Here is a 21,112-nt window from a genome sequence, read left to right on the forward strand (position 1 = left end):
TCCTATATCGGCAGCGCGGGCGCCACTCCTCAGGCGCCGTTTGAGCCTCTCGGAGACATCATGGCGGACACTTTCGACCTCACCGTAATCGGCTCCGGCCCGGGTGGATACGTCGCGGCAATCCGGGCGGCCCAGCTCGGCATGAAGGTCGCGGTGGTCGAGAAGTGGCCGACCTTCGGCGGTACCTGCCTCAACATCGGCTGCATTCCAAGTAAAGCGCTGCTGCATGCTTCGGAGCTGTTCGAGGAAGCCGGCCACCAGTTCCGCCAGTTCGGCATCGACGTGACGCCGCAACTGAACCTCAAGCAGATGCTGGCGCATAAGGACGACACCGTCACCGCCAACGTCTCGGGCATCGAGTTCCTGTTCAAGAAGAACAAGATCACCACCTTCCGCGGCACCGGCTCGATCCCGGCCGAGGGCAAGGTGCTGGTGACGCCGGAAAGCGGCGCGCCCACCACCATCGAAACCAAGAACATCCTGATCGCCACCGGCTCGGTGCCGATCAGCCTGCCGGGCATCGAGATCGACGAGAACAAGGTGGTGTCCTCGACCGGCGCGCTGGCGTTCCAGGAAGTGCCCAAGCGCCTGCTGGTGATCGGCGGCGGCATCATCGGCCTGGAGCTCGGCTCGGTCTGGGGCCGGCTCGGTTCCAAGGTGCAGGTGGTCGAGTTCCTCGACCGGATCCTCCCCGGCCTCGACAGCGAGGCGGCGCGCCAGACCCAGCGGAACCTGCAGAAGCAGGGCATGGAGTTCAAGCTCTCGACCAAGGTGACGGCGATCGAGAAGCAGGGCGACGGCTCGGTCCGCGCCCGGCTCGAGCCGGCCGGCGGTGGCGAGGCGAGCTTCGCCGAAGCCGATGCGGTGCTGGTGGCGGTGGGCCGCAAGCCCTTTACCGAGGGGCTGGGTCTCGAGGGCGCCGGCGTGGCGCTCGATGAGCGCGGCCGGGTCCGCACCGATGCGCAGTTCAAGACCAATGTGCCGGGCATCTATGCCATCGGTGATGTGGTGGCGGGCGCCATGCTGGCGCACAAGGCGATGGATGAGGGTCACGCGGTGGCCGAGATCATCGCCGGCCAGCAGCCGCACGTGAACTACGGCACCATTCCCTCGGTGATGTACACCAGCCCCGAAGTCGCCTGGGTCGGCAAGTCCGAGGACGAGCTGAAGGCCGCCGGCATCGAGTACAAGGCCGGCAAGTTCCCCTTCACCGCCAATGGCCGCGCCAAGGCGATGCTGGCGACGCAGGGCTATGTGAAGATCCTCGCCGATGTCGCCACCGACCGGGTGCTCGGGGCGCAGATCATCGCCAAGAACGCCGGCGAGATGATCCACGAGATCGTCGTCCTGATGGAATTCTCCGGCTCCGCCGAAGACCTCGGCCGCACCACCCACGCGCACCCGACCCTGTCGGAAGCAGTGAAGGAAGCCGCCCTGATGTGCGGCGACGGCGCGATTCATATTTGATCGAGGCTAGTTCGTCAGGCCGGTGCGGGCTGCCCCCCACCCCTGTCCCCTCCCCGCAAGGGGGAGGGAGACGAAGAACTGCGATGTCGGTGTGAGGGTCTCCCTCCCCCCTGCGGGGAGGGGACAGGGGTGGGGGTCCACAGCCGCGATGGTTCGGTGGTGGAAAGCCCACCCCTACTCCAACCCATACCCCATCAGCACCTTGCCATGCGCCTTGAGCCAGGCCTTGCCTTTGGTCATGTCGGGCAGGGCTCTCTCCACCGCCTTCCAGAAGTTCGGCGAGTGGTTCATGTGGACAAGGTGCGCCACTTCGTGCGCCGCCACGTAGTCGAGGACGAACGGTGGGGCGAGGATCAGCCGCCAGTTGTAGTTGAGCCGCCCTGACGACGAGCACGAGCCCCAGCGGGTCGCCTGGCTGCGCATCGACACCGATTTGACTTCCACCCCAAGCGTCGCCGCATGGATGTCCGAGCGTTCGGCGAGGTCGCGCTGCGCCTCGGCCTTCAGCCATTCGGTCAGCCGGCGCGGGATATGCGCGGCTTCGCCGGGCACCAGCAGCGACAGTTCGCCATCGATCTCCGACACCTCGACCCGGCCGCGCAGCCGGCCCGTTGCGTGGATGCGATGCGGCACGCCGCGCAGCGGCAGCACTTCGCCGTCGGCGAAGGCGGTGCGCGGGGCGCTGCGCTTCAGCCGCGCCGCCAGCCAGCCGCGATGCCGGTTGAGGAAGCCTTCGGCCTCGGGCCAGCGGCCGGTCCTCGGCAATGTCAGCACCGGGTTGCCGTGATGCGGCACGGTCAGCCGGTAGCTCTTGGCCCGCGGGCTCACCTTCACCGTGATCTCGACCGGCTCGCCGTCGATGACAAGGCTGGTCGCGGCCGGCACTTTCGGCGCCTTGGCGGGGAACAGGAAGTTCATACGGCTGATCATCACCGATTCGAGGTGAAACGCTGACGACAAAAAAACGCCCCTCGAAAGGGGCGTAGTCGTCAGGAGGAGGGGCATGGGACCTGCAGCGTGACCGGCAAGGCTTGCGACAGCCTTGCGGGGTCGGTCACGTCCACATGAAACGTCAGACGTTGGTCCCGTTATTCTGGTCGCCGCCATAGTTCGGGCGGCTGCCATTCTTGTCGCGCATGAAGCGGTCGAACTCTTCGCGATCCTTGGCCATGCGGAGGTTGCGCATGTACTCATGGAAGGCGTTGATCTCTTCATCGAGCCGGCGGCGTTCCTCTTCGAGGCGCTTGAGCTGCTCGGCGCGGTAGTCGTCGAAGGCGGCATTGCCGCTCGAGTTGCGGAAGCCGTGGTGACGGAACCCGTTGGCGCGGGGACCGCAGTTTTCGGCCCAGCTGCGGGATCGGTTGACGAACCCCTGAGCCTTTTCCGCCGAGCCGCCGAACATTTCGCCCCACAGGATGTAGGCGAGAATGGCGAGGCCGATCGGCCACCAGAGGACGAAGCCCAGGACCATCAAAGCGATGGTCAGCGGGCCCCATTGCGGTTTGATAATCGCAGTGTGCATTGGACTTTCTCCCAGTCACGAACAGCTCCGATGTGGTCCCACCAGACTGGGGGTCAAGCGTTTCGCTCACGCTTTTTTGCCCTTGAAATGCCATGCTAGACTTCCCATGCGGGCCGAAATCACGTGCCCGGAAAGGATGATTCCATGGCATTGGCGGACACCTCGGCAATCCTGCCGGGCAATTGGCGGCCCCTCAGGCTGGCGACGCTGGTCGGGCTGCGCTGGCTGGCGATTGTCGGGCAGACCGTCGGTGTGCTGTTCGTGCAGTTCGGGCTCAACTTTCCGCTGCCCTTGACCGAGTGCCTGATGCTGATCGGGCTGTCGGTGCTGCTCAACCTGTGGGTGATCTTCCGGCTCGGCGAGGGCTATCGCACCACCGCGAGGGTCGCAACGGTGCATCTGAGTTTCGATCTCTGCCAGTTGGCGGCGCTGCTGGCGCTGACCGGCGGGTTGCAGAACCCGTTCTCGCTGCTGCTCCTGGCGCCCGTCTCGGTGTCGGCGACGACCCTGCCGCAGCGCTCGACGGTGATCCTCGCAACGCTCGCCATCGCGCTCGCCTCGCTGCTCTCGGTCTATCACATGGACCTGCCCTGGGACCCCGATGCCCGCATCGTCTTCGACCGCGTCTATGTCATCGGCATCTGGGTCTCGATCCTTTGCGGCACCATTTTCATCGCTGCCTATACCAATCGGGTGGCGCACGAGGCGCGCCAGCTCGCCGATGCGCTGGCCGCCACCGAACTGGCGCTGTCGCGGCACGAGCAGCTGAGCGCCCTCGATGGCCTCGCGGCAGCAGCGGCGCATGAGCTCGGCACCCCGCTTTCGACCATTGCGCTGGCGGCACGCGAGATTCGCGATGAGGTGCCGGAAGGGCCGGTGCGCGAGGATATCGAGCTGATCATGTCGCAGGCGGCGCGCTGCCGCGAAATCCTCGGTAAACTGAGGAGCCTGCGCGATACGCCTGGCGACCCGTTCGCCGCCGTGCCGGTTTCAGCGCTGCTCGCCGAGGTGGTGAAGCCCCTCGAAGGCGGCGGCAAGGTGATCTCGGTGCGCACCGGCGCGGGCAACGGCAGCGAGCCGGTGATCCGTCGCAATGCCGGGCTGCTCTACGGCCTCGGCAATTTGATCGACAACGCCGCGCAGTTTGCCCAGCGCGCCGTGCTGGTCGAGGCCAGCTGGGATAAGCAGGCGCTGACCGTGACCATCACCGACGACGGTCCGGGTTTTCCCACCGATCTCATCACCCGGCTGGGCGAGCCCTATCTCACCACCAGGCCGCGCAACGCCGACGATGGCGAGCCGGGCGGGCTGGGGCTCGGCATCTTCATCTCCAAAACCCTGCTGGAGCGCACCGGCGCCAAGCTCAGCTTCGAGAACGAGGCGGCCGATGGCCATGCCCGGGTGCGTTTGATCTGGCCGCGGGCCGCCATCGAGCAGGTGTGAGGTACAACTTGGTCTGCACCCCACACCGTCTGCTTCCCTCCCCCCGCGGCGCTACCGCGTCCGCTAGGAGGGGAGCGATTGAGGGAGGGGGTGGTGCGGTCAGCACCGTGCCCGCCTCACCACCCCCACCCCCGGCCCCTCCCCTCAAGGGGCCTCAAGGGGGAGGGGAGCAGAGCGAGCGTCGTTCCACCCTGCCCATATTTTGACCTTTTGCCCAAAAGACCCTACATGAGGCGGCGATGAGCACAGTCGATGAACTCCTTGCGGCCGACCGTACCCTGCTTCTGGTCGATGACGACAAGACCTTCCTGACCCGCCTCGAGCGGGCCATGCAGAAACGCGGCTTCGATGTCCGCATTGCCGACACCGTGGCCGGCGGCCTCGCCGCCGTCTCCGAAGCGCCCCCCGCCTATGCCGTGGTCGACCTGCGGCTCGAGGATGGCAACGGCCTCGACGTGGTCGCGGCCTTGCACCAGAAGCGCGGCGATGCCCGTGCGGTGGTCCTTACCGGCTACGGCAATATCGCCACCGCGGTGACCGCGGTGAAGCTCGGCGCGGTGGATTACCTGAGTAAGCCGGCCGACGCCGAGGATGTGATCAACGCGCTGCTCGCCACCGGCAACAAGCCACCCGAGCCGCCGGAAAACCCGATGTCGGCCGACCGGGTGCGCTGGGAGCACATCCAGCGGGTTTATGAGCTCTGCGACCGCAATGTCTCGGAGACGGCGCGCCGGCTCAACATGCATCGCCGCACGCTGCAGCGCATTCTTGCCAAGCGCGCCCCGAAATAAGCCTGTCACACTGAGATCAGATAGTCCGCCCGGGAGGCCATGATGACCGTCACGCTACACTTTCACGGGGCGTCGGGCACCGTGACCGGCTCATGCTATCGCGTGGTGCACCCCAAGGGGGAGTTCCTCGTCGATTGCGGCATGTTCCAGGGCAACAAGACCGTCCGCGATCTCAACTACAAGCCGTTCCCGTTCGATCCCAAGGCGATCGATTTCCTGCTCCTGACGCATGCGCACATCGACCATGCAGGCCTGCTGCCGCGGTTGACCCATCTGGGCTATCGCAAGCCCATCTGGGCCACCGAGCCGACCAACGGACTGCTCGAATACCTGCTCCCCGATGCCGCCGGCATCCAGGAGAGCGAGGCCGACCGCGAGACCAAGAAGCGCAGCCGCCGCGCCGAAGAGCCGTTCCAGCCGCTCTACATCATGGAAGATGCCAACGAGGCGCTGAAGCTCACCAAGGGCCTCAAATACGAGGAATGGATTACCCCCGGCCCCGGCGTGCGCGCGCGCTACTGGAATGCCGGCCACATCCTCGGCTCGGCCTCGATCGAAGTGGAGGTCGAGGACAGCAACGGTAAGCCCATCCGCATCCTGTTCTCCGGCGATCTCGGGCCGGACGTAAAAGTGTTCTGGGAGGCGCCCGATGCGCCGGCCGGCTACGACTACATCCTCTCGGAATCAACTTATGGCGGCCGCGAGCGCGAGGACTATACCCTCAAGCAGCGCCAGGAAGCGCTGAAGACCGAGATCAACACCGCGCTCGCCCGCGGCGGCAACCTGGTGATCCCGACCTTTGCCGTCGAGCGCAGCCAGGAGCTGCTGCATGACATCGGCTACCTGATCAAGACAGGTGAGATCAGCCCCAGCCTCGTCTTCCTCGATAGCCCGCTCGCCTCCAAAGTCACCGGCGTCTATCGCAAATACGCTTCGATGTTCGATGACGTCGAGCTGAGCGCCGACGAGCTGTTCAACGATTCCCGCTTCCGCATCGTCGAGAGCGTCGATGAGAGCAAGGCGATCAACTCGATTCGCGGCGGCGCCATCATCATGTCGGCCTCCGGCATGGCCGATGCCGGTCGCATCAAGCACCATCTGAGGAACAATCTGCCGCGCGCCAATGCCACCGTGCTGTTCGTCGGCTACCAGGCGCCGGGCACGCTCGGCCAGATCATCCAGTCGGGCGCCAAGGAAGTGCGCATCCATTCCGAACTGGTGCCGGTGCGAGCGCACGTGCGCTCACTTGGCAACTACTCGGCGCATGCCGACCACTCCGAGCTCGTCGCCTGGGTCACCAGGCGCCTGCCGGCGCATGGCGCGGTGTTCCTGACCCATGGCGAGGACGAGGAGCGCAAGGCCCTGCGCGCCGCGCTGATGCACGATGATGGCCTCGCCGGCGACCAGGTGCTGATGCCGCTGCTCGATGATGCCTTCGAGCTGAGGGCCGAGGGCATTGGCGGGGTGGAGAAGCCGGCCGAGCGACGCATCGACATGACGCAGGTTACGGCCGACTGGCACAATGCCTATGCCAGCTTCATCATCGATCTGAGCCACCAGCTTCAGGATGCGCCCAACGATGCCTGGCGCGTCGCGGTGATGGACTCGCTGAAAGCGACGCTGGCCGGCACCGGCCCGGTGACCCCGCCGCTGCCGATGAAGACGCAGGCCGGCAGCGCCCCGGTGCTGCACGGCGAGCCGAGCGGCGAGTAGGCGGCCTGGCAGTACGGCCTGAGTGGGCTGCCCCACCCCACCCTTGATCCCTCCCCATCAAGGGGAGGGAGAGACGACTGATGGTTTCGACGGACTCGATCGGCTTCCCTCCCCGCGGGGCGCCACCGCGTCCCCTTGTGGGGAGGGAATGAGGGTGGGGGTGGCCCCACGCTCAGGAGCTGCCGTCAAGCATCCGCCTTCCGCGGCGCCAGATACCGCGCCAGGTAGAACGCCAGCAGCAGCGGCGGTAGCAGCACGGCGAAGGTGATGCGGATCGACGCCACGTCGGCGATCCAGCCCAGCAGCGCCGGGGCGCCGAGCAGCAGCAATTGCTGGCTCATGGTCAGCGCCGCGACATTCTCCGAGGCCGGCCGATCGCCGAGCCGCGCCGCCGCCGAGGCCGAGAGCGGGAACGACACGCAGACCCCGAAGCCGATCAGCGTGAAGCCGCAGAGCGCCACGATCAGGTGGGGCGAAAACACCACCAGCAGCAGCCCGACCAGGGCCACCACCGTCAGCCCGCGCGCCAGCGCCACCGGGCCCCAGCGGTGCACGGCGCGGTCGGCCAGCAGCCGGCCGACCGACTGCGCTGTCATGAAGGCCGGCAGCGTCAGCGTATCGACCCAGTCGGGGGCGACGAAACTGTCGCGCATGAAGATCACCGACCAGTTGCGGAGGCCCCCTTCGAGCAGCGAGGCGCCAATGGCATAACCGAGCAGCAGCAGCGTCATCGACGTCGGCAGGGTGATGCGGAAGCCCTTGGCCGTGGCGTTGTGCGGACGCGCCGTTGCCGCCTGCATCGGCCAGGCGAACAGCGCCATCCCAACCAGCACCGGTACGAGCACCAAGGCGAAGTGCAGCGGCGGCGCGATATTGGCGCCGCGCATTGCCGTGCCGATCAGCGAGGCCGTAAGTAGCCCGATGCTCCAGATGCCGTGGCAGGTGTTCATCAGCCGCCGGCCCGACGCGGCTTCCACCCGGTCCGCCTCGACATTGATCGAGACGTTGCTGAGCGCAAAGACCACGCCGAACACCGCGAAACCGAACCACATGACGACGAGGCTCGGCGCCAAAGCGATGCCGACCAGCACCAGCCCGAGGAGCGGAATCGTCGTAAGGATGATCACTCGGGTGCCGAACCGCTCGACCATCTGGCTGGCAAACAGGAACGAGACGATGGCGCCGGCCGGCTGGCCAAGCAGCGCGATGCCGAGCTGCGCCTCGTTCAGCCCGAGCGCCAGCTGCATGTCGGGGATCCGGCTGAACATGCCGCCCTGCGCCAGCGCATGGAGGAAGAACACGATGACGATCGGCGGCGGGAGCTTCACTTGAGGCGGGTACTCGCGATGGCAGGATGGCTGCGTTCGGCCCGCCTAGAGGTCATTGGGATCCATCAGCACATGGATGCGATCGGCGCCGAGGCGGGTGAGTTTCAGCAGCATGGCCTTGCGTCGCGCCGGCGGCAGCAGCGTCTCCTCCGCCATCCGGAGGATCGCCGCATCGTGTCCGTCGCCGACCATCAGCCCCTCGCTTTGGGGGAAGATGTCGGGGTCGAGCTCGGGCGGCTTGGCGAAAAAGAAACGGTCGCAGAATTCCTTGTAGTTCGGCCACTTGCGGTCGACCTGGAAGTCGACCAGCGAGGACTTGATCTCGACGATCCAGATCTCGCCCTTCGGCCCCACCGCCAGCACGTCGGCGCGCCGGCCATTGCTGAGCGGCACTTCGGCGTAGCAGCAGAAATCATGGGCGTTGCGCAGGAACCGCATCACCCCGCGTTGCACCCGTAGCGCCGTCGGCGATTGCCGGAGATCGACGATCGGCGGCAGCTCAGCCATGGGGCGTGGCGGGCTCCGGCTCGGTGATGAGCGGAGTCGGCTTGGCCGACAGCGCCCGGATCACCAGCAGCGCCGCGATGATCAGCGGCACGCAGACGAAATACGACATGCGAATGCCATAGCTCTGGGCGACGAAGCCGAGCAGCGGCGGCCCGAGGAAGAACACGACGAACGTCATCTGCCCGAGCGAGGCGACATTGACCGAAGCCGGCCGATCGGTGCGCTGTGCCGCTGCCGAGACGGCCAGCGGATAGACCGACGAACAGCCGAGCCCCATCAGCATGAAGCCGAACAAAGCCACATAGGGGTGCGGTGCAAAGCCGACGATGATCAACCCCAGCGCGGCGATGCCGAGCAGCGCGCCGGCGACGACGCGCGGGCTGTAGCGCTCCACCACCGGGTCCATGAACAGCCGGGCCAGCGCCATGAACAGCGAGAAGATGGTGATCGACAGCCCGCCGATGAACGGCGCCACGTCGAACACGTCGCGCATATAGATCGCCGACCAGTCGATGCCGGCGCCTTCGACGAGGAGCGGCGCGGCGCCGATCAGGCAGAGCGGCAACAGCCCGATGGTGGGGAAAGCGACGAGCGGCATCTTGCCCTCGTGGCTGTCGGCGCGCGCTGGAGCGTTCTCGATCTTGGAGAAGACGAAGGTGCCGGCGATCACTACCACCACCAGGGCGACGAAGGTGTGCATGTGCACCGAGATGCCGGCCTGCCGCACGCCGGCCGCGATGAACGCAGTGACGAAGAAGCCGAGGCTCCACATGCCGTGCGCCCGGCTCATGATCCGGGTGCCGAGTTGGGCCTCGTGCCGGTCGGTCTCGAGGTTGACGTTGATCTCGAGCGCCCCGGCGAACAATCCGGCGATGAAGAACACCGGCAGTAAGAGGATCGCCGAGGGGATCCACGGCACGATCGCGTACATGATTGAAGCGCCGAACACCGTGACGAACGCCGTGGTGCGGGCGCCGTACTTCTCGATCAAGGGGCTCGAGAAGGTGAGGCCGAACAAGGCGCCGATCGACATGGCGATCAGCGTCAGGCCGAGCTGGCTTTCGGTGAGGTTGAGCGAGCGCTGCAGGTCCGGCAGGCGGCTTAACAGCGCCCCCATCGACAGCGCGAAGATGAAGAAAATGCCATAGACCCGCTGATGCGGCTTCAGACTAAACATCAATCAACCTCATGCCGGATCGGCTTGGCGCCCAGCGCCCCGGCGAAAACCAGGCTCAAAATAACCAGCGGGATGCCGATACCGAACGACCAGCGGATGCCGAAATGTTCGGCAACATAACCCAGAAGCGGCGGCCCGAGGAGGAAGGCAACGAACGAAATCTGCGCCAAGGAGGCCACATTGGTCGCCGCCGGGCGATCGGTGCGCTGCGCCGCCGCCGACATGGCGAGCGGGAAGATCACCGAGGTGCCCACCCCCATCAGCCCGAAGCCGACCAGCGACAGCCAGTCGACGGGCGAGAAGAACACGATCACCGCGCCGACCCCGAGCACGCTGAGCAGCACGCGCGACACCAGCGTCGGGCTGTAGCGCTCGACGAACGGATCGGCGAAGAACCGCGTCACCGCCTGGGTGAAGGCGCCGAGCGCCACCGCGAACCCGGCAAGGAACGGCGACACCTGGAACTCGTCCCGCATGTAAATCGCCGACCAGTCGATGCCGGCGCCTTCCATGATCATGGCCGAGAGCGTCACCGCCACCAGCACCATTATGGCAAGGGTCGGCGCGGCAAAGCGCGGCGCTTCCTCGGTCGAGGCGCCGGTGCGGTGCGGCGCAGGGGTGAAGCGGCCGAGCAGCAGCGCCACCCCGAGGATGACGACGGGGATCATCAGTAAGAGATGCAGCTGCACGCTGAGCCCGGTCTGCGCGATCCCGGCGCTGACGATGCCGGCCGAAAAGAAGCCAAAACTCCAGAAGGCATGCGAGCGGTTCATGATGCGGCGCCCGATCATGTGCTCGGTCCGATCCGCCTCGAGGTTGAGGATGATCTCGATGCCGCCGATGACCAGGCCGACCGGCACGAGGAGGAGGAAGAAGGCCAGCGGCCCGGTGGCGAACGAGGCGAGCGCATAGCCCAGCGCCAGCAACGGGATCAGCGTCAGGATGGCGCGGCGATAGCCGAAGCGGTCGAGCAGCGCCCCGGCAAAGCTCAGCGAGATCAGCGTGCCCAATGCCGCCCCGATCAGCCCGAGGCCGAGCGCCCCTTCCTCGATCCCCATGGCGTGCTGGATATCAGGCAGGCGCGGCGGCAGGCTCCCCATGCAGAACGAATAGATGAAGAAGCCGCCATACACCCGCTGCTGCGGCGGCAACTCGATACCGAATCTCATCTTGGGGGAACTCGCGGGTAGGAAACGCCGCGACCCTAGTAAAATCGGTTCAAAGGGGCAAGGCGGGGTTTGTTATGGGGAGCATTGGTGGGGCTGGATACGCAGCCAACTCGCCGGCGTCATCCCCCGCAGGCGCAAAGGCGATAAGTTACGATCGTGCCCACCCACCGGCTGTCATCCCAGCGAAAGCTGGGACCCATCCATCCACTTGCGCGGGCTGTGAGTTGGGTCCCAGCTTTCGCTGGGATGACACCGAGTTTCGGGCGCTGCCGGGTGTCAAACACGGACGGGACGTAGTGCGATGATTGACATCCCACTAGGTTCCCGCCTTCGCGGGAATGACGCCGGTGGCCGTGGGATTTTCCAGCGACTACACCGCCACCTGCATCTCGTCGCGCATCACGCTCACCCCGCGTGCCGGCGAGCGGATGATCTCCAGGCGGCGATATTGCATGCCGGAGCGGCCATGCGTCTGCTGCGCGCCGCGATCGGGGCCGAGATAGGTGGCGGTCTCGAAGTAGACCTGGGTGTGGTCGACCAGTCGCTCCAGCCGGCTCGCCACGCGCTGCTGGGTGAACGGCAGCGTCAGCACGTCGTCGAACCCCATCTCGACGCAGGTCTTGATCGCTTCGACCAGGGGGCTCTCGGAGAAGTAGACCATTGGCGAGAAGCGGATGCGCCGGCTGGGCGAGAAGCGGATCGCATCGGCGACGGTTTTGAGCCCGCTCACCTCGTCGACGGCGGCGAACAGGAAGAACAGCAGCGGCGTCTGCTGCGCCTGGGTTTCGGCGCTGGCGATGCCGGCATAATTCTGGACGATCGGGAAGCCCAACCCGCGCGCCAGATCCGTCAGCGCTGCCCCCGGACCATCCGGGCGGCCGACCACATAGGCGCAGGCCCGCATTCAAGGCACTCCAGACGATTGCATTCCCGGCTGCAGTATCGCCGGGGAGCGCTTGCGACGAGGTTAAGAGGGCGGCCGGCGGCGCTCGCCGCGGAACAGCGGCCCGTGCTCGCGCATCAAGGTGGCGATGCGGTCCGCGACCAGCCGGACCTCCGGGCGGTGGCGGTCCTCATGGTGCGTCACCAGCCATTGCTCGGTTTCGAGTTCGGTGATCGGCATCGCCACCCGCACCAGCCGGGCGTCGCTGTCGCCGGCAAAGCAGGGAAACACCCCGAGCCCGGCGCCGGCCGCCACCAGTTCGCGCACGCTCTGCACATCGTTGCCGCGCACGCTAATGCGATCGCCGTGATGTGCCATCAGCCAGCGGGCCGAGGCGACATTGGCGGCCTCGCCGGTCACCCCGACGAACAATCCGGCCGCAATGCCGTTGATCAGGTTGAGGCCGGAATAGAGCGCATGCGCCACCCGGCCGATCTGCCGGCCGGCGAGGTTGGGGTCGAGCGGCCGCTCCGAGCGCACCCCGATATCGGCGGCCCGCCGGCCGATATCGAGCTTGGCATAAGCGGTGGCGAACTCGATCCGGATATTGTCGTCGACGTGCCAGAGCTCGCCGATGTGCCGGGCGAGGAAGGCCGAGGTCCAGGTGCCGGCCGAGATGCGGACGATCTGCTCGCCCACCGAGCCGTCGCGCCAGCGGGTCAGCGCCCGCATCGCCGCCTCGACATCCTCGGCTCGGGCCAGCAGTTCTTCCCCGGCCGGAGTGAGCTGGTAGCCGGTCTGCCGCCGGATGAACAACGGCTCGCCGATCTGCTGTTCGAGTGCCGTGACCCGTCGGCCCAGCGTCGCGGCGCTGAGCCCCGTGGTGCTGGTCGCGGCGCTGAGGCCGCCAAGCCGCGCCACGTCGAGGAACAGCCGCAGGTCATCCCAGGAGATGGTGTCGCCGACGCTCATCTTTCATTCCTGCAAAGCACGTTGCGGACTTGCTTGTATCGCTTCAAGCCTCGAGTGGGCAAGTATGGGTCGTTCGGAGCACGCTTTCTGGTCAACGACTTGGCCGCCGCGCCGCTCCATCAAGCACAGCGCCATCGCAGGGAATGTCCGCTTCTTAGCTGGAGCGGAGCCGATGTCGCTTTGCGTTGTTGAAAGGAGACCGAAAATGTTCAGAACCCTGACCCGACGCCTCACCGAATGGTCGCGCCTCCGCCGCGACATCCAGCGGCTGAAGCAGCTCGACGATCACCTGTTGGCTGATCTCGGCATCGAGCGCCAATGCATCACCCACAGCGCCCGCACAGGTGAGAAATGAGCGTGACGCTACGCCTGTGGGACGGGCAGGAGGTTCCCCGCGTCGGTATCGGCTGCTGGGCCATCGGCGGGCCGTTCAAGATGGACGGCCGGCAGGATGGCTGGGGTGAGATCGACGATGCGCAGTCGCTCAAGGCGTTGGCCCTTGCCCATGAACTCGGCGCCCGCCTGTTCGATACTGCCGATGCCTATGGCACCGGCCATAGCGAGGAGGTGCTGGGCGAGGCCTTCGGCAACCGCGCCGACGTGGTGATCGCCACCAAGTTCGGCTTCACTTACGACAGGACGAAGCGCGAACTGACGGGCACCAATGTCACGCCCGCCTATATGGACGAGGCACTGACCGCCTCGCTCAAGCGGCTCAGACGCGGTCGTATCGACCTCTACCAGCTGCATGTCGGCGACGCCTCTGCCGACGCCATGGACCGGCTGGCGCCGGCGCTCGAGCGCCGCGCCGACGCGGGCGACATCGCCGCCTGGGGCTGGAGCACCGACGATGCCGCGGCGGTGTCCCGCGTGCTGCATTACCCGCACTTCAAGGCCGTGCAGCAGGGCCTCGATGTGTTCCGCGACGGGCCTGAAATGGTGGCGCTCTGTGATCGCTACCGTCTGCCCAACCTGATCCGCTCGCCCCTCGCCATGGGGTTCTTGACCGGCAAGTTCACGCGGGAGTCGCAGGTCTCGACCGACGACGTGCGCGGCGCCGGCCACAGCTGGGTGCGTGACTTCAAGGATGGGCGTCCCTCGGCGGAGTCGCTCAAAAAGCTAGACGCCATCCGCGACGTGCTGACCAGCGGCGGGAGGAGTGTGGCGCAGGGCGCGCTCGGCTGGGTGCTGGCCCGCTCGCCGCAGACCATCCCGATCCCCGGCTTCAAAACCGAGGCGCAGATCCGCGATAATCTGGGCGCACTCGACAAGGGCCCGCTTCCCATGGCCGCGATGGCCGAAATCGACGCGCTGCTGGCGCGTGAACTTGCCTGAGAGGAGGCTGCAGATGGAAAAGCGACAGTTCGGTAGCGTCGGCGAGGTCAGTTGCCTGACGTTCGGCGGTGGTGGCATCGGCCAGGTCTGGGGCGAGACCAGCCGCGACGAGGGCATCGCCACGTTGCACATGGCGGTTGACGAAGGCATCGACGTGATCGACGCGGCGCCGGGCTACAAGGTGTGCGAGGCGCTGATCGGCGAAGCCTTCGCGGGGCGCCTGCCCAGCGGCGTCAAGGTCACCACCAAATGCGGCATCGGCACGCTGCCCGACGAGCAGGTCTACCGCCGCCTCCGCGCCTCGCTGGAACAGAGCCTCAGGGCGATGCGGCTCGAACAGGTCGACCTGTTCTTCCTCCACAACCAGATCTGCCCCGATGATTTCGTTTATCCCTTGGAGAACGAGCGGCGCAGCGAAATCGCCAGCACCTGGTCGAGCTATCGCGATGCGGTGGTGCCGGCGTTCCAGCAATTGCAGCGCGACGGGCTGATCGGCGGCTGGGGGATAACCGGGGTGAGCGTGCCGGCGACCATTCTCGACGCGCTGACCCTGGCGCCGCGCCCGCACGCCGTGCAGGCAGTGGCGAACCTGCTCGACAGTCCGGGTGGGCTGATCAGCTTCTCGACGCCCTCTCGAGCCCGCGAAATCATCGCCGCGGCGCATCTCAACGGCGTCGGGGTGATGGCGATCCGTGCGGTGCAGGCCGGGGCGCTGACCCGCAACTTCGACCGTAAGTCGCTGCATGATCGCGACACCGAGGATTTCCGGCTCGCCGCGCCGTACCGCGCCCTCTGCGCCAAATGGGGCGAAGACCCGGCGGTCATCGCCTACCGCTATGCGTTGGGTATGGCCGGCGTCGAGACGCTGGTGCTGGGCGTGAAGAACCGCGACGAACTGTCGGATGCGCTGGATGCCGAGCGCGCGGGGCCACTGGAGGCTGAGCAGCTTGAGGCGATCGAGGCGCTGGGATTGCGGGAGGTGCTGGCCTAGTCGATCGACGGGCCGGTGCGGGCTGACCCCCACCCCTAACCCCTCCCCGCAGCGGGGAGGAGGACGATAGTCGCGATGTCAGTGTGAGGGTCTCCCTCCCCCTTGCGGGGAGGGGTTAGGGGTGGGGGTCCACAGCCACCGGACCCCCAGCCATCCTCACACGATCCCGCCACCACCCGCCGCCACAGCCGGACGCACCGCCGCGACGCGCTGGCGGTAGCCGGCCTTGCGGTAGGCGGCGATCGGGTCGATGGCGCCGTTGGCGTCGAGCCGGGCCTTGGCGAGGATCGGTTCCACATCGGTGCGGAACGCCAGCTTCAGCGTTTCCGACGCCATCAGTGCGTCGTCCGACTGCTGGTAGCCCTCGAGCGCCTTGCGGTCGACCAGCAGCGCCAGTGCATAGGCGCGCCGCACCTCGTTGGCCGAGCGGATCAGCGACTCGATCGGGTCGGTGACGTTGTGGCTCTGGTCCAGCATATGGGCCGGCTCGAACCCGTCGGCCTTGCGGAGCTCGGCATCGACCAGCTCGTTGAACACCAGGAACAGCCGGTACGGGTCGATCGAGCCGGTATCGAGGTCGTCGTCGCCATATTTGCTGTCGTTGAAATGGAAGCCGCCCAGCTTCTTGAACTGGATCAGCCGAGCGACGATCATCTCGATATTGACGTTGGGCGCATGGTGCCCGAGGTCGACGAGGCACTGCGCCTTGTCACCGAGTTCGGTGGCGATCAGGTAGTTGGTGCCCCAGTCCTGCACCACCGTCGAATAGAACGCCGGCTCATACATCTTGTGCTCGGTGAAGAGCTTCCAGTCGGCGGGAAGGTCGGCATAGATCGCCTTCATCGCATCGAGGTAGTACTCGAACACCTTGGTGAAATTGACCTGGCCGGGGAAGTTCGAGCCGTCGCCGATCCACACCGTCAGCGCTTTCGAGCCGATGGTCTGGCCGATCTCGATGCATTCGAGATTGTGCTCGATCGCCTGCTGGCGCGTCTCTTTGGCGTAGTTGGCGAGTGAGCCGAAACGGTAGGAGTGCTGCTGGCCCGGCGCGTCCGAGAAGGTGTTGGAGTTCATCGCATCGAACCCCAGCCCGAAGCGGCTCGCCGCCTGCTTCAGCCGGTTCGGATCGGCCTTGTCCCACGGAATATGCAGCGAGACGTTCGGCGTGGCGCGGGTCAGCTGGTTGATCACCGAGCAATCCTCGAGCTTGTCGAAGATGTCGCGCGGCTCACCGGTGCCGGGGAATTTCGCAAAGCGCGTGCCGCCGGTACCGACACCCCAGGAGGGGACGGCGACGGTATAGGCCGAAACTTTCTTCAGGATGGCGTCGATGTCGATGCCGCGCCGGCTGAGTTGCTCGCCCAGATGCGCGTAGTCGGCATCCAACGCCTTGCGGTTGGCCTCGTTGGTCTGGTCGACCACGGACTGGTCGATGAGTTGGTCGGTCATTCGAGTTCTCCTCCCTTGGCGCCCCTCACCCTGTCCCTCTCCCCAGAGGGGCGAGGGGACCATGTGGCGCCGGCCTTCGTTACTTCAGCCGTCGAACGCGCGGCCCCATCGCCCCCTCGCCCCTCTGGGGAGAGGGTCGGGGTGAGGGGCGCCCCCCGCTAGGCTGTTACCTCGTGAACGACTGCGCGTTGCCCGCGTCGACGTTGATGATGTTGCCGGTGGATTTGGCCGACATGTCGGAGGCGAAGAAGTAGATCGCCTCGGCGATGTCCTCGGGGAAGACGCTCAGCTTCAGCATGGAGCGCTGGCGATACATTTCCTCGAGCCCCTCCTTGTCGGTCTTGTAAGTCGAGGCGCGCTGTTCCAGCCACTCGCCGGCCCAGATCTTGCTGCCCCGCAGCACCGCATCCGGGTTCACCACGTTGACGCGGATCTGCTCGGCCGCGCCTTCCAGCGCCAGGCAGCGGGCGAGGTGGATTTCGGCGGCCTTGGCGGTGCAGTAGGCCGCGGCGTTGGGCGAAGCGGCGAGGCCGTTCTTCGATGCCACGAACACCACGTTGCCGCCGATCTTCTGCGCGCGGAACATCCGGAAGGCTTCCCGGCTGACGAGGAAATAGCCCGTCGACAGGATGTCCATGTTCTTGTTCCAGAGCTCGAGCGTCGTCTCCTCGATCGGCGCGGAGCTGGCGAGCCCGGCATTGGAAACGAGGATATCGATGCCGCCGAACTCCACCGCGGTGTGGGCAAAGCCCGAAATGACCGCCGCTTCGCTGGTGACGTTGAGGTTGACCGGCCGGACCACGTCCTTGCCGAACGCCTTGCCCAGTTCCTCGCTGGCCGAGGCGAGCGCCGCTTCGTCGATGTCGGCGAGCACGACACAGGCGCCTTCGCGCAGCAGTCGCACCGCCGTGGCCTTGCCGATGCCGCCGGCCCCGCCGGTGACCAGCGCGATGTGGCCGGCCAGTGATTTCGGCTTCGGCATGCGCAGGAGCTTGGCTTCCTCGAGCAGCCAGTACTCGATGTCGAAGGCCTCCTGCTCCGGGAGGCCCTGGTAGATGGAGACCGCCGACGAGCCACGCATCACGTTGATGGCGTTGACGTAGAACTCACCCGAAATGCGGGCGGTCGCCTTGTCCTTGGCGAAGGTGAACATGCCGACGCCCGGCATCAGGTAGACCACCGCATTGGCGTCGCGGATGGCGGGGCTGTCCGGGTGCTTGCACCGGTTGTAGTAGCCCGCGTAGTCGGCGCGGTAATCCGCCGTCGCCTGTTCGAGGCCGGCAACCACGGCGTCGATATCGGGCTTGGTCGGATCGAAATCGATCACCAGCGGCCGGATCTTGGTGCGCAGGAAATGGTCAGGGCAGGAGGTGCCCAATGCCGCCAGCGGCCGCAAGTCGCGCGATCCGACGAACTCCAGCACCGCGGCGCTGTCGTCGAAATGCCCGAGCATCTTGAATTCGTTGGAGATCAACCCGCGGATTTTCGGCATCAGCCGCGCCGCGATGGCCCGGCGCTCCTCGGCCGGCAGCGGCGCCACCGCCTGCCCGCCAAAGGCCGGCTTGCCGGCGGTCTTCACCTCAAACCAGGCGATCGCCTTGTTGATGGTGTTGATGGTCTGCTCGTAGCACTCCCGGGGGGTGTCGCCCCAGGTGAAGAGCCCGTGGCTCTCGAGGATCACGCCCTTGGCCCCGGGGTTGTCGAGGCAGAACTTTTCCAGCCACAGCCCGAGCTCGAAGCCCGGCCGCTTCCACGGTAGCCAGCCGATCTCGCTGCCGAAGATCTCCTGGGTGAGCACTTTGCTGTCCCTGCTCGCCGCAATGGCGATAATGGCGTCGGGATGCATATGGTCGACGAAGGCATGCGGCACATAGGCGTGCAGCGGCGTATCGATCGAGGCGGCGCGCGGGTTGAGGTTGAACGTCGCGTGCGGCAGGTAGCCGACCATCTCGTCTTCATGCGCGAGGCCGCGATAGAGGCCCTTCAACGCGCGCAGCTTATCCATATAGAGCGTCGCGAAACCGTCGAGCTTGATCGAGGCCGAGTCGCCGCCCGAGCCCTTCACCCACAGCACTTCGACGTCTTGCCCGCTCAGCGGGTCCTTCTGGAAGATCTTCGACGAGGTATTGCCGCCGCCATAGTTGGTAACGCGCTTGTCCGAGCCGAGGATATTGGAGCGGTAGACCAGCCGTTCGGGCTCGCTCATGCCGGCCGCCTTGGCGTCGTCCCAAAGGTTTTGAAGGCGCGCTGGCGCGGTGCTGGACATTGGACCCCTCCCGTAGAGATGTATGGCAGTTATTGAGCACGGGACTAGCTCCCGTAGCTTGCCGCTGTCAATCAGAAACCATCAGAAACCGTCAGCATCGCCACGAAAGTCGCATGATCTGATTGACACTGACAGATTTTGGTGAAAATGAGTCGATCCAGGGAGAGCAAATGCACGAAACCGAACGCCACAGGGTGATCCTTGCCGCTGTCCAGGCGCGGCCGCTGGCGACTGTCGCCGAGCTGGTCGAGATCACCGGCACGTCCGAGGCGACGATCCGCCGCGATATCGCCGCGCTGCATGTCGAGGGCCGCCTGCGCCGGGTGCGCGGCGGCGCCGAGGCGATCAATCCGCCCGAGCAGGGCGGGCTGATGGGTCGGCCGTTCTCGGTCAACGAAACCATTAATATCGCCCAGAAGCGTGCCATCGCCCGCGCCGCCGCCGAGCTCTGCAAGGATGGTGAGCCGATCATCATCAATGGCGGCACCACCACCTACCAGATGGTGCACTACCTGACCGGCCGCCGGCTTTCGGTGTTCACCAACAGCTTTGGCATTGCCGAGTTCCTGATCCACAATTCTCGCAACTCGGTGGTCATCCCCGGCGGCACCATCTATCGCGAGCAGAACGTCATCCTGTCGCCGTTCGGCGGCGTGGTCGCCTCGCACTTTTATGCCAAGCGCATGTTCATCGGCTGCCAGGGTCTGGGCGCGCACGGCCTGATGGAGGCCGATCCGATGGTGGTGCAGTCCGAACTGGCGCTGATCAACCAGGCCGAGGAACTGATCGTCCTCGCCGACAGCTCGAAATTCTCCGGCCGCTCGAGCCTCATTCTGTGCGGACTCGATCGCATCCACTCAGTCATCACCGATAACGGCATCCGCGACGAGGATCGCGCCATGCTGGAAAAGGCGGGCGTCATGCTCACCGTGGTGGAGGCCGCAGAGCAGAAGTCCCAGTCGGTCGCGTGACCGGCTGGCAATAGAAGCGCTGTCAGGAAGGTCGCAGGACCTTTCCGGTTCGAGAGCGCCAACTAAACGACCACGAACCACTCAGGGAGGAATACAATGAGCCTGTTGAAGAAACTGGCAGCTGCCACGGCGCTGACCGCCGTGCTGCTGAGTGCTCCGGCCGCCATGGCCCAGACCAAGATCGCGCTCGTCGTGAAGTCGCTCGGCAACGGCTTTTTCGATGCCGCCAACAAGGGCGCCCAGGAAGCTGCCAAGGAACTCGGCGATGTCGAGGTGATCTATACCGGCCCGACCACGGCGACCGCCGAAGGCCAGATCGAGATCATCAACTCGCTGATCGCCCAGAACGTCAACGCCATCGCGATTTCGGCCAACGATCCGGATGCACTGGTTCCGGCACTGAAGAAGGCGATGGAACGCGGCATCACCGTGATCAGCTGGGATTCGGGCGTCGCGCCTGAGGGCCGTTCGGTGCACCTCAACCCGTCCGACACCAACCTGATCGGCGAGACCATCATCAAGCTGGCCGCCGACTATCTGCCGGATGGCGGCGATGTGGCGATCCTGTCGGCCTCCTCCACCGCGACCAACCAGAACGCCTGGATCGAAGCGGCCAAGAAAGTGCTGCCCGAGAAGTTCCCCAAGATCAACCTCGTCGCCACCGTCTACGGCGACGACGACTCGGTGAAATCCACCAACGAAGCCAAGGGCCTGATCGCCTCCTACCCGAACCTCAAGGCGATCATCGCCCCGACCACCGTCGGCGTCGTTGCCGCCGCGCAGGTGGTGACCGATGACAACCTGATCGGCAAGATCAACGTCACTGGCCTGGCGCTCCCGTCCGAGTTCAAGCAGTTCATCGACAACGGCGCTTCGCAGGCCGTGGCGCTGTGGAACCCGATCGACCTCGGCTACTCGGCCGTGCAGATCGCCTACCAGCTCGCGACCAAGAAGGCCGAAGCCAAGCCCGGCGCCACCATCTCGATCGGCCGCGTCGGCTCGATCACCCTGGACGACACCAACTCGGCCGCCATGGCCGCGCCGTTCCAGTTCGACAAGTCGAACATTGAAGAGTTCTCGAAGATCTATTGATCCGAGGATGTAGGCGCCCGGCGGCTCTGGTCGCCG

Annotated in this window: 19 protein-coding genes; 9 read left to right on the forward strand and 10 right to left on the reverse strand. The window is 65.9% G+C overall.

The window, feature by feature from the left end; all coding sequences use genetic code 11:
* Window positions 1–60 precede the first annotated feature (60 nt).
* Complete coding sequence (lpdA, locus tag ASC89_RS03640) at window positions 61–1,467, forward strand: dihydrolipoyl dehydrogenase (RefSeq protein ID WP_055873660.1); 1,407 nt, start codon at window positions 61–63, stop codon at window positions 1,465–1,467.
* A gap of 174 nt (window positions 1,468–1,641) precedes the next feature.
* Here lpdA and ASC89_RS03645 read toward each other — a convergent pair whose 3' ends face one another.
* Together ASC89_RS03645 and ASC89_RS03650 are read right to left on the reverse strand one after the other, a co-directional pair.
* Window positions 1,642–2,397 carry a M48 family metallopeptidase gene (locus ASC89_RS03645; protein WP_162247896.1) on the reverse strand — a complete coding sequence of 252 codons (756 nt, stop codon included), beginning with the start codon at window positions 2,395–2,397 and terminating at the stop codon, window positions 1,642–1,644.
* A gap of 142 nt (window positions 2,398–2,539) precedes the next feature.
* Window positions 2,540–2,989 carry a DUF2852 domain-containing protein gene (locus ASC89_RS03650; RefSeq protein WP_055994641.1) on the reverse strand — a complete coding sequence of 150 codons (450 nt, stop codon included), beginning with the start codon at window positions 2,987–2,989 and terminating at the stop codon, window positions 2,540–2,542.
* A 144-nt stretch (window positions 2,990–3,133) separates the two neighbouring features.
* Between ASC89_RS03650 and ASC89_RS03655 the strand changes: the two genes are divergently transcribed.
* The 3 genes from ASC89_RS03655 to ASC89_RS03665 all read left to right on the forward strand — a co-directional run bounded on the left by ASC89_RS03655 (window position 3,134) and on the right by ASC89_RS03665 (window position 6,936).
* Window positions 3,134–4,432 carry an ActS/PrrB/RegB family redox-sensitive histidine kinase gene (locus ASC89_RS03655; RefSeq protein ID WP_055994644.1) on the forward strand — a complete coding sequence of 433 codons (1,299 nt, stop codon included), beginning with the start codon at window positions 3,134–3,136 and terminating at the stop codon, window positions 4,430–4,432.
* A 239-nt stretch (window positions 4,433–4,671) separates the two neighbouring features.
* Window positions 4,672–5,223 (forward strand): ActR/PrrA/RegA family redox response regulator transcription factor, encoded by a 552-nt coding sequence (locus ASC89_RS03660; RefSeq protein ID WP_055873645.1) that lies wholly within the window; start codon window positions 4,672–4,674, stop codon window positions 5,221–5,223.
* 42 nt (window positions 5,224–5,265) lie between these two features.
* The gene (locus ASC89_RS03665; RefSeq protein WP_082533152.1) at window positions 5,266–6,936 is read left to right on the forward strand and encodes an MBL fold metallo-hydrolase RNA specificity domain-containing protein; all 1,671 of its coding nucleotides are present in this window, start codon (window positions 5,266–5,268) and stop codon (window positions 6,934–6,936) included.
* A gap of 185 nt (window positions 6,937–7,121) precedes the next feature.
* Here the strand turns inward: ASC89_RS03665 and ASC89_RS03670 are convergent, their stop codons facing one another.
* The 6 genes from ASC89_RS03670 to ASC89_RS03695 form a co-directional block, all read right to left on the reverse strand.
* Window positions 7,122–8,264 (reverse strand): MFS transporter, encoded by a 1,143-nt coding sequence (locus ASC89_RS03670; protein WP_055994647.1) that lies wholly within the window; start codon window positions 8,262–8,264, stop codon window positions 7,122–7,124.
* Between the two features lie 45 nt (window positions 8,265–8,309).
* A complete protein-coding gene (locus ASC89_RS03675) occupies window positions 8,310–8,771 on the reverse strand; it encodes an MmcB family DNA repair protein (RefSeq protein ID WP_055873635.1) in 462 nt (153 codons plus the stop codon).
* Window positions 8,764–9,948: an MFS transporter gene (locus ASC89_RS03680; protein ID WP_407065052.1), complete on the reverse strand. Its 1,185-nt coding sequence runs from the start codon at window positions 9,946–9,948 to the stop codon at window positions 8,764–8,766. Before ASC89_RS03680 ends, ASC89_RS03675 begins: the two co-directional genes overlap by 8 nt.
* Window positions 9,948–11,117 (reverse strand): MFS transporter, encoded by a 1,170-nt coding sequence (locus ASC89_RS03685; protein ID WP_055873632.1) that lies wholly within the window; start codon window positions 11,115–11,117, stop codon window positions 9,948–9,950. The genes ASC89_RS03680 and ASC89_RS03685 overlap by 1 nt, the downstream gene beginning before the upstream one ends.
* A gap of 370 nt (window positions 11,118–11,487) precedes the next feature.
* Complete coding sequence (locus tag ASC89_RS03690; RefSeq protein ID WP_055873629.1) at window positions 11,488–12,021, reverse strand: hypothetical protein; 534 nt, start codon at window positions 12,019–12,021, stop codon at window positions 11,488–11,490.
* Between the two features lie 63 nt (window positions 12,022–12,084).
* Window positions 12,085–12,972, reverse strand: a complete 888-nt coding sequence (locus ASC89_RS03695) for a LysR family transcriptional regulator (RefSeq protein ID WP_055873626.1) — start codon at window positions 12,970–12,972, stop codon at window positions 12,085–12,087.
* Window positions 12,973–13,177: 205 nt separating this feature from the next.
* On the opposite strand from ASC89_RS03695, the gene ASC89_RS28685 reads away from it, so the two are divergent.
* Genes ASC89_RS28685 through ASC89_RS03705 form a run of 3 tightly spaced genes read left to right on the forward strand, consistent with a single transcriptional unit; the run spans window position 13,178 to window position 15,298 of the window.
* Complete coding sequence (locus tag ASC89_RS28685; protein WP_162247897.1) at window positions 13,178–13,327, forward strand: DUF1127 domain-containing protein; 150 nt, start codon at window positions 13,178–13,180, stop codon at window positions 13,325–13,327.
* Window positions 13,324–14,307, forward strand: a complete 984-nt coding sequence (locus ASC89_RS03700) for an aldo/keto reductase (protein WP_244488387.1) — start codon at window positions 13,324–13,326, stop codon at window positions 14,305–14,307. The genes ASC89_RS28685 and ASC89_RS03700 overlap by 4 nt, the downstream gene beginning before the upstream one ends.
* A gap of 13 nt (window positions 14,308–14,320) precedes the next feature.
* Window positions 14,321–15,298 carry an aldo/keto reductase gene (locus ASC89_RS03705; protein ID WP_055994653.1) on the forward strand — a complete coding sequence of 326 codons (978 nt, stop codon included), beginning with the start codon at window positions 14,321–14,323 and terminating at the stop codon, window positions 15,296–15,298.
* Window positions 15,299–15,454: 156 nt separating this feature from the next.
* Here the strand turns inward: ASC89_RS03705 and rhaI are convergent, their stop codons facing one another.
* A complete protein-coding gene (gene rhaI / locus ASC89_RS03710) occupies window positions 15,455–16,747 on the reverse strand; it encodes an L-rhamnose catabolism isomerase (RefSeq protein ID WP_055873622.1) in 1,293 nt (430 codons plus the stop codon).
* 166 nt (window positions 16,748–16,913) lie between these two features.
* On the reverse strand, window positions 16,914–19,013 hold the full coding sequence (locus ASC89_RS03715) for a bifunctional rhamnulose-1-phosphate aldolase/short-chain dehydrogenase (protein WP_055994659.1): 2,100 nt from the start codon (window positions 19,011–19,013) through the stop codon (window positions 16,914–16,916).
* A 170-nt stretch (window positions 19,014–19,183) separates the two neighbouring features.
* On the opposite strand from ASC89_RS03715, the gene ASC89_RS03720 reads away from it, so the two are divergent.
* Window positions 19,184–19,984 carry a DeoR/GlpR family DNA-binding transcription regulator gene (locus ASC89_RS03720; protein ID WP_055873616.1) on the forward strand — a complete coding sequence of 267 codons (801 nt, stop codon included), beginning with the start codon at window positions 19,184–19,186 and terminating at the stop codon, window positions 19,982–19,984.
* 96 nt (window positions 19,985–20,080) lie between these two features.
* A complete protein-coding gene (gene rhaS, locus ASC89_RS03725; protein WP_055873612.1) occupies window positions 20,081–21,076 on the forward strand; it encodes a rhamnose ABC transporter substrate-binding protein in 996 nt (331 codons plus the stop codon).
* Window positions 21,077–21,112 lie beyond the last annotated feature (36 nt).

The sequence above is a fragment of the Devosia sp. Root413D1 genome, assembly GCF_001425235.1.
GTDB lineage: Bacteria > Pseudomonadota > Alphaproteobacteria > Rhizobiales > Devosiaceae > Devosia_A.